11 protein-coding genes, 1 tRNA gene and 1 pseudogene are annotated in these 11,980 nt (G+C 58.0%); 5 read left to right on the top strand and 8 right to left on the bottom strand.

Annotated features, from left to right (window positions below; translation table 11 throughout):
- Positions 1-62: 62 nt before the first annotated feature.
- The gene (locus IF803_RS23470) at positions 63-251 is read right to left on the bottom strand and encodes a hypothetical protein (RefSeq protein ID WP_461193616.1); all 189 of its coding nucleotides are present in this window, start codon (positions 249-251) and stop codon (positions 63-65) included.
- 453 nt (positions 252-704) lie between these two features.
- On the opposite strand from IF803_RS23470, the gene IF803_RS23475 reads away from it, so the two are divergent.
- Positions 705-1,202 (top strand): hypothetical protein, encoded by a 498-nt coding sequence (locus IF803_RS23475; protein WP_461193617.1) that lies wholly within the window; start codon positions 705-707, stop codon positions 1,200-1,202.
- A 506-nt stretch (positions 1,203-1,708) separates the two neighbouring features.
- Here IF803_RS23475 and IF803_RS23480 read toward each other — a convergent pair.
- Positions 1,709-1,939, bottom strand: coding sequence for a helix-turn-helix domain-containing protein (locus IF803_RS23480; protein WP_461193618.1), 231 nt, complete (start codon positions 1,937-1,939; stop codon positions 1,709-1,711).
- A 90-nt stretch (positions 1,940-2,029) separates the two neighbouring features.
- Here IF803_RS23480 and IF803_RS23485 point away from each other — a divergent pair, with 90 nt between their 5' ends.
- Positions 2,030-2,443, top strand: coding sequence for a hypothetical protein (locus tag IF803_RS23485; RefSeq protein WP_461193619.1), 414 nt, complete (start codon positions 2,030-2,032; stop codon positions 2,441-2,443).
- Between the two features lie 311 nt (positions 2,444-2,754).
- Here the strand turns inward: IF803_RS23485 and IF803_RS23490 are convergent, their stop codons facing one another.
- The 5 genes from IF803_RS23490 to IF803_RS23510 form a co-directional block, all read right to left on the bottom strand.
- Complete coding sequence (locus IF803_RS23490) at positions 2,755-3,408, bottom strand: serine hydrolase (protein WP_461193631.1); 654 nt, start codon at positions 3,406-3,408, stop codon at positions 2,755-2,757.
- Positions 3,327-3,755 (bottom strand): serine hydrolase domain-containing protein, encoded by a 429-nt coding sequence (locus tag IF803_RS23495; RefSeq protein WP_461193632.1) that lies wholly within the window; start codon positions 3,753-3,755, stop codon positions 3,327-3,329. Before IF803_RS23495 ends, IF803_RS23490 begins: the two co-directional genes overlap by 82 nt.
- Before the next feature lie 1,371 nt (positions 3,756-5,126).
- Positions 5,127-5,996: a class I SAM-dependent methyltransferase gene (locus IF803_RS23500; protein WP_461193620.1), complete on the bottom strand. Its 870-nt coding sequence runs from the start codon at positions 5,994-5,996 to the stop codon at positions 5,127-5,129.
- A gap of 573 nt (positions 5,997-6,569) precedes the next feature.
- Positions 6,570-6,893 (bottom strand): DUF736 domain-containing protein, encoded by a 324-nt coding sequence (locus IF803_RS23505; RefSeq protein WP_028344406.1) that lies wholly within the window; start codon positions 6,891-6,893, stop codon positions 6,570-6,572.
- A 1,170-nt stretch (positions 6,894-8,063) separates the two neighbouring features.
- Complete coding sequence (locus tag IF803_RS23510; protein ID WP_461193622.1) at positions 8,064-8,345, bottom strand: hypothetical protein; 282 nt, start codon at positions 8,343-8,345, stop codon at positions 8,064-8,066.
- Between the two features lie 195 nt (positions 8,346-8,540).
- On the opposite strand from IF803_RS23510, the pseudogene IF803_RS23515 reads away from it, so the two are divergent.
- Positions 8,541-8,975: pseudogene (locus IF803_RS23515) on the top strand (site-specific integrase); the annotation flags it as partial.
- A gap of 132 nt (positions 8,976-9,107) precedes the next feature.
- Here the strand turns inward: IF803_RS23515 and IF803_RS23520 are convergent.
- A tRNA-Ser gene (locus IF803_RS23520) sits at positions 9,108-9,210 on the bottom strand.
- Between the two features lie 847 nt (positions 9,211-10,057).
- On the opposite strand from IF803_RS23520, the gene IF803_RS23525 reads away from it, so the two are divergent.
- Positions 10,058-10,738: an HAD family hydrolase gene (locus IF803_RS23525; RefSeq protein WP_016848237.1), complete on the top strand. Its 681-nt coding sequence runs from the start codon at positions 10,058-10,060 to the stop codon at positions 10,736-10,738.
- A gap of 283 nt (positions 10,739-11,021) precedes the next feature.
- A complete protein-coding gene (locus tag IF803_RS23530) occupies positions 11,022-11,930 on the top strand; it encodes a TauD/TfdA dioxygenase family protein (RefSeq protein WP_026192417.1) in 909 nt (302 codons plus the stop codon).
- The last annotated feature ends 50 nt before the right edge of the window (positions 11,931-11,980 follow it).

Consider the following 11,980-nt stretch of genomic DNA (forward strand, 5'->3'; position numbering starts at 1 on the left):
ATCCGCAAACGCAGCGTGTTGGTTTGGCGTCCATTACCGCGGCAACAACGCGGGTGGGCAATTCAGCGTTCTGAAGCGCCAAAGCCTGGTTGAAACGGAATGTCACTAACCGTATCGCCAGGGTGAGCGAGCACACCGCCATTGGTGACATGCTCGTCCCGTTCGGTCTCGGCGAAGGGCTTCATGACCTCCGGCAGTTCGGCACCGAAAGCCTTCGACCATTTCTGCCGCGTATCATCGCTGATACGCATGCTCTTATCGCCGCAGGCTGCCGCGTTCACGCTCGCGGGAGTCTCCATCGTCAAGCTGTGGAAGGGAGACTAAACGACCCGATAAGCATCAAGAGCCTTGCCGCTCTCGGCCACCTCGGCCTCCAGCTAGGTTGGTTCAGCACCGCGGCCCGCCCACGTCTTGGTCGGGTCGCGGAGGTTGCGATACTTGATGGCGGCCGAGGGTGGCGCTTGCCTTCGCCCGGCTCGAACCCGAGCTGGCGAATCTCCGCTTCGAGCTGTGAGCGCCGCTCTTCCTTAGCGGCCACCAGGGCAGCGGTGATGTCTGGATAGGCCCGGATCATCTCATCCAGGGTCAGAGCTTTGAACGCAGCAACAATTCCGGGCATACAACCTCCCGCTAATTTGCAAGCTACGCTATGTTTGGCGCCGAATCCGGCCAACAAGCACTCAGGCGCATACGGAGGCATTCGAGTGAACGAGGAAATGGCGATCAAATGCGAATTGTTGGACGCCATGGTTGCCGAGTTCGAAGCTCTTATTGGTGAACTTCCAGAGTTTGGATATGAGGCGCCCGAAGAGGCACTGAACTTGATGAAACTGGCGGCACGGCACGTAACTGGTGTTGTTGCGCTAGCCCGCGCTGGATTTCATTTGCTTCCGCCTGCCGAGGTCGCTGCAAGGGCAGCCTATGAAGCGTCGGTGCGTTCTGCCTGGATGTTGCGCCCCGATGATCTCTTCGAACAAGAGGCACGCTGGGCAGCTCACCTGCGCGGTGAAGTAGCTTACTTGGAGAAGGAGATTAAAGAGGGAACAGCCATGGGTTTGGACATGGCCGACATCGAAGAGCGGCGAGCTGGGATCGCTGACTTCTGTGAGGGGGTGTCGAAGCTATTGGAGGAGCGAGGCCACCCGCCGAAGCAAGGACTGCCGCCCATTCCTGGGATGCTGGAAGAAATACAACAGCGGTGACCTATGGGATTTACTCAGGCCTTTGCCAAACCGCGCATGGCGGTCATTACAGCACGTGGATATTCCGAGGTGAAGGTGTTGGACTGGCAAAGCAGCGCGGAGAATTCATCACGGAAGCAAAATGGGAGATCCCGCTTTTGATGGCTCGTTTCGTTTTCAAAGGTCCTGGAATGGTGACGTTCCAGCGCTTTGGATTTGACTGCACTCGAATGAATGAGTTGGTCGGCCCTAACCCGTTCGCCTGACGATCAAGAAGCTGTCTTGCTTCAACTTCATTGCTTTCATTTCCGCTCGCAGCCACCGCGGCGTGAAGCCCTTCCGGACCACGTAAGGGCCTTGTCCTTCTTGCTGCGATACTTCGCGGCCGCCTTCGCCCTGGTCTTTATGACACCGGCGGCTTTCCGCTCAAGCGCACCGAAGCGGCGCAGCTCACTCTCTATCATCTCGTCGTGGGCTTTACGGGCCTTACAGACAACGTGCTTGTGTCGGCATGATGCGCCGCAAAACTATTTTTCCTTTCTACTTTTGTCGTCGAAGAACTCGCGCATCGCAACACCGAGCGCTTTGGAAAGGTGCCACACGGTTACAACCGTTGGATTTCGTTCCCCTTTTTCAAGTCCGCTGATGTAGGCCCTATCGACGCCCATTCTCTCAGCCAATTTTGCCTGAGAGATGCCGGACACCAGCCTCAGCCTTCGGACATTTTCACCCAACATGCGCCGCACGTCTTCCGACATGCTGATACTGCGCCATATTGTTGTACTTTATTGCGACGTACTATAATGCAACACGCATACTGATCCGATCTTCATTGAGATTTCCAGGTTATGTCCGATCTCGAGCCCTTCGCCGAAAAGCTACTGACGCCCGGAACTGCTATTTGCTCGGACAACTACCGAGTCGGCTATCGCCGTTCGACCACACAGGCGATTCTTGCCCACATTGATATACCGGCGCAAACCTTGGAACGCGCCGTTTTAGATGATCTGCTTATCGTACCGAGGATCACCCTCGATGGGATGGTCACTGCGGACGTTTCAATACAGAATGATCTAACAAGTAACGCCCACATACATGTCGCTCCGACTCCCATTGATCAGTTGGTAATTAGAGGAACAGCATCGGATAGCCTCCGCGTCGAAGAAGCTCAGGCTTCCGAATTGCACGAGCTCCTCGCTCTCCTTGAACGATCAGTATCTGCCGTGCGGACAGCTTTGGCCAAGCTCGCTGGGACGAACTAACACGGGTGTCTGGTCCATCGGCCAGTCTGTCAAGCGGGATGACCTGCCCGACCAAATGGCTTTTTACTTGCGCCGACTTTCTCATTGTAAGAACCCGCCATAGATCGGGCATCAAGCTATTGACCCAAGTCGCCCTTCAGGAGGTCTTACAGGCGTTGGAACGACAGCAGAGCGCTGTCTAAGTTGCGCGCGAGCTCGGTTGGTACCGATGCTGTACTTCGGACTTGATCGCGTCTTCAGTTACCAGGTGCTTACTGCCGATCCTGACTCCCTCGATGTTGCCCGCAGGCCCGTGGACGAGGCGGCAGGCCTCACCGAGATCGCCGAATGCCTCTGCTGATACAACGATCGCCTCGTCGATTCCGGACGGGCTTAGTTCGGTCGCATCCAAGAATGGGGACAATTGGCCCGGCGTCGTAACTAACACCTTGTTTTTTGCCGGGCACCAAATCCAATGGACCCCACAGGGTCCACCAGCGGCCGCGCCAGTGAGCCGTCTCGAGTCCCGGGGCACCGAGATTGTGGATGGTCTTTAGTATGTGGATCACGCTTTCGAACCAGACGTTCGCGAGACCGTCTATGGCATTGGTGAGGATGCTGATCGCTATATCTCGTTCTGGCAGAACCACCGTGCGCGTCAGCGTTCCCTGGAAGCCGCCGGCATGACCGACCCAACTCCACGGCCCTGGCGGACCGGAAATCGTGCCTAAGCCGTAGTAGCGCTCCAGTTGCGAGTAACCATCGCGCCAATGGCGCCGCGTCATCTCGCGGCGACTTGCTGCGGTCAACATGCTCGATTGGGCGCCGGGAGAAAGCTGACCGACAAGTCGCGCGAGGTCGCCGGCGGTTGCCGTAAAGCCTGTCGCCGAGGCCATATCGTTCGTCATGTTATCCCCGGGGATGACGAAGCGCCGACCATAGGGTTGGCGGGTCGAGTGGCCGCGGGCGAATGGACGACAAACAATCGGATCGAATCGGGCGTCGTCTCTGCGAGGTCGGCGGGGGCGACAACGTGATCATGGATCCACCGGCCATACGGCTCACCGGCCACCTTCTCGATCACTTTGCCGAGCAACGCGAAACCGTGATTGGAGTATTTGAACGTGACGCCGGGCGCGAGAGACTGTGGCGCTGAGAGATCGGCGCGAAACTCCGCCTCACTGAGGAAGGGCCGGCGGTCCGAGAACTGACCGCTGTCAGGCCAGTCGCGGGTCAGGCCGGCCGAATGCGAAAGCAGTTGCGAAATGATGGCGTTGGAAACATCCGGCGTAAGATCTGGCAGATACTCACCCAGGTGGTCGTCAAGCCGGATCCTATTGCGCTCGCGCTACAACAAGATCCCAGCCGCCGTGAACGTCTTCGAGTGCGAGGCGACGCGGAAGCGATGACGGGGGGGGTGAGTGGTTCGCGGGTTGCGAGATCGGCCATGCCGCTCGCGTGTTCGAGCAGCACCTGACCTTTGTGAGCGATCGCCAGCGAAACACCGGGTTGATCGAATAGTTCCCGCTGAGCGCGGAAGAGAGCCAGTCTGACATGGATGCGCGAAACCTATCAGAGTGAAACTGGACCGTTCAGCAGCATATTGCAGGCTGAATCGGACGCGCGGTCAACCCATCGATTTAAGTCCGCGTCTTACCGTCCTACTTCGCTCGTCTTTTCGAAGAGGCGCGCATCCTAACTCCGAGGAACTTCGATAGGTACCGCACGGTGGCTGCCGATAGAAGTAGCCCTGAGAACAGTTGGACGTGGATTGGCGACGACCGCCGCGGGCGGCTCTCAGCATGAAGGTCCATTTCGAGAATTCGCATGCGCTCGTGCCGGCGAGATTCCAGAATTCTTCCCACGACATATCCAAACGGAGCATGCAGACGAATTTCACACGGTGACTGAGTCACTTGAATGCGTTGTGGTGACACGCCGCACGCCAATGGTGACAATTCTTGGATGTGCAGACAACCACTTGGCCGCCCTTAGGCGACAGTGCTTTTATCTTGCCATCCGCCCTCTGCACTCTCCCACCTCTTCACGCTGCTTCTCTTTGCCGCGACAGGATCCGCTAATCCACGCCCCAGCGTTCCGTGCGCAGCCGTTTAGCCAGAGTGAAAGGCAATCCCAGCGCTGAAAAATTCGAGGCAAACGCACATGGGAGACCCATGTTTGCCGACGCTTTTTCGGAGCGCAGCCGCCCAACGGAAGCAAAGAAATCCGGCCGCTCAACGTGCGCGGAAGTCACCAAATGGAGCCCTCCAGCGCCTACCAACCAGCGCAAACTCTGCTGGCGATGAATTGATTATTGGCGCCTGGATCAGACGAAAATCGGTCCAGCGGCTTTCACGTCGGCGGCAAAAATGCAGTCCACGAACGCAATTCTTGCGTCGAAATAGCGCGTGTTACGTCGCCTGGTCTGCCGGGCTCGCGGCGTCCCAGCACGATCCAGCCAGTGGTATTCCTTCGGCCGGCGAAGCGTCGATTTGGGTTGGGGGGCACAAGCCGCGGAGACGTCCGGTGGCGAGCTGCCGTGGTGCCAGCCATTTGAACGGCGAGTACCGGGCGAGAGTACCCTCTCGGCCAGCTTCCCCTATGCGCTTGTCTCGGGATGCATCAGCGACCGCCGAGCAGAACAGGCTCGGCAGCCGCCCCGGATCGGATGTAAGAAATACTCCCAGATTGGCGGAGAAAACCGTCAGCGCTTGGAGCTGGAGCGCTCAATCTCCGCGAACAAATCCGCCTGGACCGGCGGTTCAACGAACCGAATTCCAGCCTTTGCCTTGGCCGCAACCTCGGCGATGATTGCGTCCTGTCGATCGAGCGGCGCGCGCTTTTCGGTCCACAAAGCGCGCAGCTCGGCCTCCGGATCGGTCGGCGATCGAGCCTTGTTGCGTGGCAACTCTTCAAAGTTGGCGCAGACGATTTCCACGTTGGGAGCCACGCCTTTCCACACGTCGCGGTGGTAGGAGCAATCGACGCCGCAGCCAGCTTCCAGATGGATTCCGGTCTGTTCTGCGAACTTCAGATAGTCCTCGCTCTTGCGCTCGCGGTAGCACTGCACGCCGCTATACTCGAACGGCGCGGACATCTGCGGGATGATAAATGCGCCATAATCGGCTATGTCGGACGCGATATCGATCAGGTGAAATTCAAACGAACGCCCGGTGTAGCGCGGTCCGCTTCCGCTCCTCGGAGTGGCTCCAAACGGCGGATTCGCAATCGCGCAACCGAAATGGCCGAGCCCCCTGAGATCGAAATCGAACACGTCGGCACAGATCCATTTCGCCTCCGGCAGCACCTTGCGACCGACCTCGACATAGGCCGGATTGCGCTCGATACAGAAGATTTCCCTCTCGGGGGCGCCCTGGCCGCGCGCGTAATATCCTCGCCAGAAGACATGGAATGCGAGCACGCCAATCCCGGCACAAAGGTCGATTGTCCGACCGCCACAGGCATCGATGGCGAAGTCGCCGGCAAGGCCTGAAGGGGTAAAGAATGCGCCCGCCGACCCCGTTGATGTGGTTTGCCCCCTCGTGCCAGTTGTCCAGCACGAACGCGCGTTCATCGTAGGTGAGGACTTCCTTCTCGAGCAGCTCGACGGCCTCGGCATGCGCCTTGGCCTCGACTTTCGTCAGTTTAGCCATCGTCAAATCTCGCTCCTGGAGCCCTGAAGGGCCGCTTGAAAACCGCGCAGCGCGCATGGCTTTCGCCATGCCGCCTGCCCGTCGGCGAGACCGGGGTTTCGGGGGCAAGAGCTTGTTTCGGCGCCGGCAGAGCGGCGCGAATCCGATGGTGCGCAACGCGGTTGCACCGAGCAGCGGAGCCGCGACGTGCGACCGACTTGCTGCACCGGAGGACGACAGAAGTTCTTGCAGGGGGTGAGGGGCAGCGCCCCTCAAGTCCCCCTCCTTGAGCAAAATGCCCCAGAGAAAAATTCTCGAGTTTGCGCTTGCTGTCGTGGCCGTAGACCGCTGAAAGGCAGACAGATCGAGTGCGGCTCGGCGTCCGATTGCTCACGCCCGGAAAGCTCGTCAAGCAAAAAAATTCGTCCAGGCTACAGGCAATGGCAATCGAGAGCCGGACACCTGGAGACAAGAAAGAGGCTCCCGCGTGAAGCGCGGGAGCCCAATAACTCGGGCTAGTCTCCGGGATTCCAGATGAGAAAGAAGCCGTTGTCATCGCCCAAGCCGACGGCCCGGCCAAGGTTGGCATAGAGCTTGCGAGACCCAAGTTCAGGTGCCGCGAGTGACAGGCTGACGTAGTCCTTGCCGCTGCTCTCGCCGCGGCGGATCCAGCCGGCGCCGATCTCAACTCCCTGGGCGATGATGCGGAAATCTGGCTGAGCCTCAGTCGACTTGCCGCTATTGGGAACGATGTCGATATGGGCACGGATCGACAAGGTCTTGAGTTCGCCCCTGTAGCCGCCGTTGTCCGTACGGGTGACGAATCCGATTGCAGTCATGGTCTGTCTCCTTCGCTGCCGCAGGGCCGATCCCCTGCGATGGCGAGACCCTCATGGGGAGCGAAACGCGATTGAACCCATCGGGGCGAAGCGCAGCGGCGCACCCGAGAGAGCTCTTTTTTGCAGCGGAGCGGCCGCGAGGAGCCGGCTTGCCGGCGGGGAAAAAAGGAGCTGGCGAGGGTTTCAGATAGCGGGGCGCTTCCCATAGGTCATCACGTCCACAAGCAGGGAAATCGTCCATCGAGGCAGCCACAGGACAGACATTGACTGCAATCGGAGACGCCGAACCGATCGTCCCAGGCGGCGCGTCGGGCCAATGCACGACCTGTCAAATCTGCCAGTACCCGCAGAACATCCGACCCGATAGAATCGCACAAGCCACGTCCGACAACCGCCGAATATTGTTGAGCCGGATGGGCAAGGCTTATTGGTTGGCGTGTGGATCGCAGTCAACCAACGGCCAATCAAAGGGTTCAGCTTAGCCGAGCGTGTTTCGCCCGCGCGAACGACGGCAGCGGACATTGGCCAGTCAAGAAGCCAGCCGGAACGAAGAACGAAAATGAGGCCTCGCAAAAGTGATCAGTATCCGCACCTAGGATAACGCTGGCGCTCCCGTTTCAGGCATTGCTCCTGTCCGCTCATGTCGGCTCAAACTGCGGCTCGTCGCAATTGAGTTGCCGTCCATGGGTTGATTGTATGTGCCGATGGGCACTGACGACCTTGAGACGTCCAGCGCAAAGGGGCGCGTTAGCAGACGCCGCACGTTAGTGCTTTCGCCGATCGCGATTTCACTGACATGATCGACACATCAAAGCAGCGCGAAGCTGTTGGCCTGCACGATCCACTTCGGCTTTCCGTGGCAGCGGCCGCGGCATTTCCCGACGGTTCGATGACCGCCTCCGGGTTGCGCAGAGAGAGTGCTCGCGGAAGGCTCGTCATCGAGCGCATTGCGGGCAAGGATTACACGACACTCTTTCATATAGAGAGAATGAGGGAATTATGCCGCGTCCAAGCAAAGGAGCCCGGCTCTACAGACGCAAAGCCCGTTATCGCGAAGGCAATCTCGTCGCCCAGTCCGTTTGGATCATCAAGGACGGAGACCGGCATATCGCCACAGGATGCATTGCGAGCGCGTCTGAAACAAAGCCACCGCAGAAAGCAGAGCAAGCGCTAGCAGACTACATCGCTCAAAAATATCAACCGGAGCGCAGCCGAAGAGATATCGACGACATCGATTGCGCTGACGTCCTGTCGATCTATTTGACCGATATCGGCGAGCCAGGTGACCAGTTTGAAATCGAAGCGAGGATCGACCGGCTCAACGATTTTTGGGGCGGCAAGAAGCTGTCGGCAGTGAACGCGCAATCCTGCGCAGCTTACGTCAAACATCGCGGTAGCAAGGGCGGCGCGCGCCGTGACCTCGAGACTTTCCGCGCTGCGATCAACCATCATGCAAAAGAGGGCTTTCACCGGGGCACGGTTCGCGTGTCTCTCCCGCCGAAAGGCGAGGCGCGCGATCGGTGGCTGACACGCACTGAGGCGTCAGCCCTGGTTTGGCAATGTTGGCGCTATCGCGAGAAGCAGACGATCCACGCCGGCAGTTCAAAGGGCGCCCCGGTACGGACAGACCGCCGACCACTGCGACACGTGGCCAGATTTATCCTGATCGGCCTCTACACCGGCACCAGAGCCGGCGCGATCGCGGCGGCATCGCCATACCAGGAGCTTGGGCACTCGTACGTTGATCTGGAGCGTGGTATCTTCTACCGCAGGCCGATCGGGAAGCGAGCCACCAAGAAGCGTCAGACGCCAGCTCCACTTCCGCCCCGGCTACTGGCTCATATGCGTCGTTGGAAAGACCGGAAGCTGATCAGCACCTGCTTCGTCGAGTTCAACGGCAAGCCGGTGGCTTCCGTGAAGAAAGGCTTCAAATCTGCCGTGGATCTGGCCAAGCTACCCGGGAAAGTCACTCCGCACACGTTGCGCCACACGGCGGCGACCTGGCTGATGCAGCGCGGCGTGCCGATCTGGGAGGCAGCCGGGTTCCTCGGCATGTCGTCGGAGGTCCTGCAGGATACCTATGGCCATCACCATCCCGATCATTTGCACGGGGCGGCAGCAGCCATTGGCCAAAAAGCGAGGTATGTTTCGGTGGTCAAATCGGTGGTTGACTCGGGAACAGCCACCGATGAGAACAAAAAACCTAAGGAAATCTGGTCGGAGTGGCAGGATTCGAACCTGCGACCCCTGCGTCCCGAACGCAGTGAGCATCTTCTAACTTATTGATTTTTCTTGTGTGGTGGCCACTCCCGTCCCGTTTTGTTCACGGTCGTTTCACCCAATTCATTGCGATTTCGTTGCGGCATTTCCTGACGAGAACGGCGCTCGCTGAGATGTCGAGCCGGCGAGCTGCAATGTGACCTGACTAAGTTCAAAATCAGCATCTGATCGCAAGGAGAAGCAATCCTAGCGATTTCCGAGCGCCCCTAAACTCTGCCGCATGAACACTGGTTTTTACGTAACAAGCTCAGTTCTTTCAGAAGACCGACTCTGATGACGTCTTCGGAAAAAGTGATCTGGCGGCGCCCACGATCGGCACCGATTGCACCCGGCCATCGACCGGACCTGCCGCTCGCCAACTTCCTTGACTGCGTCGGTGACGAGTTACTCCACGACTGCTCCAAAGCGCCACCCTCGGGCTTGTCTGGGTAGCCAGCTAAAACAGTAAGCCAAGTCTTTTCACTACTCATGCATTTCATTGCTGGCGCGGGAGGGATCCGACCGCCGAATGACGAAAACAAGATACGTCGGCGTCGCCAGCTCTATGCTGTGGCTGGTCCACCGTAAAAATCTTGGTCCGTTTCTGACAGCGACGTAAGGTCATGTCAGGATCGCCACACTGCGCGTCGGGTTCAGATTTTTCAAAGCACAGTTTGCCGCTTACTGCGCGCTTGCGGCGTTGGCACGACCATTGCTCCAGCAAAGATCAGCTTCAAAGATACAGAGGAAAACGGTCATGCTCTTCTTCCCTAGTTCGCGCGTCCTACACAGAACAGCGATCCGCGCGTTTACTTGACCGGGCGCAATACTAGACATACGGACCCGCAATTGTCCGATCGCAAATGCATTTACCGCCGCGGTACTTGCCTTAGGTTCATTCGCCCATGAAATCCGCGATTGTGTTCGACTGGAATGGCACGCTGCTCGATGATGCCAATGCGGTGCTTCAAACCATCAATGCAATTTTGAGCCGATTCGGTCGCGCAACCGTAGATATGCGCAGGCTTCGAGAGGAATTCGAACTCCCTCTTTCGGTTCTCTTCCGCAACCTAGACATGTCGAAAGATGAAATCGACGTCGTGGAGAGAAATGACAGCGCCATTTTTCATGACACTTACGAATTCTTGGCGCGCAACGCTGCCTTACGCAAAGGGGCACGAAATGTTTTGCTCGCCGCTGATCACAGAGCCGTTCACACCATTATTGTCAGCAATCACATTGTTGAACCAATTCGCGCACAAGTGCGAAGACTTGGAATCAAGACTCACGTCACGGACATTTTGGCATTTGAGAACCGCGCAACCCAGTTTAAGAGCGTGAACAAGGAAGAACGTCTGCGCTTGTATATGCAGGCCAATGATATACCTCCACAAAGAACCGTCATCGTGGGTGACATGCCAGTTGAGACGGAGATTGCCCGCAATCTCGGTCTTATCAACGTATCAATAATGGGGGGATTCGTTTCCGAAGCACGCTTGCGCGCCGCGGGGCCTGATTACATGATTCATGACCATCACGAATTATTACCCATTTTGCAGAAGCATTGCATTCTTCCGATCGGATGAGTCACCACAAGAGCATAACAGAAGAAGCTGCCGGTTGGCGCGCTATTGCTGTCCGCTTGGTCTTCACACCATTCGACGAGAGTGGTCGGCGATCAAGTTCTTTCGTCACACGGGCGAACTATCAGTCAGTTCAGTCCGAAAGCTTGCGCCAAATATCGCGATCCGTTCGGCGCCCATGTGAGTCTACGCGGTCGGTCTGAGTCCGTCACATGGCACGATGCTTGCTGGAATCATTCGCTACCGAGAGGCGAGGAAGACACTGCGAGGGGCTTGGAAAAACAACATGAGCAGAACGGCTGTGATCGGTGACGTCATTTCAGGCACCGATGTTGTGAAGCGTGCAGCGCGCATCGGTGCCGAAGTCAAAAATATCAAGCTATCGGGCGATCTACCGGACCACACGATCGACGCTATTAACAGCTTGTTGCTCGAGCACAAGGTGATCTTCTTCCGCAATCAAGGACATCTCAATGACGCCGAGCATGAGCGCTTTGCCGCTCGCCTTGGAAAGCTAGTTCCCCATCCGATGCTCGGTCCTACCAAGGGGATGGCGTCGCTCCTCGAACTGGACTCCAGTCGCGGCGGCGGTCGCGCCGATGTTTGGCATGCGGATGGGACCTTCGCCGAAGCCTATCCCAAAACTTTGGTCCTACGAGCCGTTGTAATGCCAACGTTCGGAGGCGACACCGTGTGGTCGAACACAGCGGCTGCTTATCTTGATCTACCGGCACCGCTACAGCGGCTTGCAGAGGAACTATGGGCCGTTCACAGCAACGTTTTCGATTACGCCGGAATCGCGCGCGTCCGCGAGGTCGACAAGAGACACTTTGACGAGGTGTTCACCAGAACGGTTTTTGAGACCGAGCATCCCGTCGTGCGCGTCCACCCCGAAACAGGCGAGCGGGCGCTGGTGCTCGGCGCCTTGGTGAAGCACTTTATTGGGGTCCCTAAGTACGACGGACAAAAGCTGTTCGATCTGTTCCAGTCTCACGTCACCGCGCCCGAAAACACTGTGCGCTGGAACTGGCTAGAGGGCGATATCGCGATATGGGACAATCGCGCAACACAGCATTACGCAGTCAACGATTACGGTGACCAGCATCGCGTCGTACGTCGGGCCACGATCGATGGTGACGTGCCCATCAGCGTAGATGGCCGGAGCAGTGTAACGCGCCTGAAGGTAACGGAATAGCGGCCCAAACTCGGCGGCGCCTAGGTTTATGCATCGCATTAAGCGTCGCG

Source organism: Bradyrhizobium sp. UFLA06-06 (assembly GCF_054820065.1).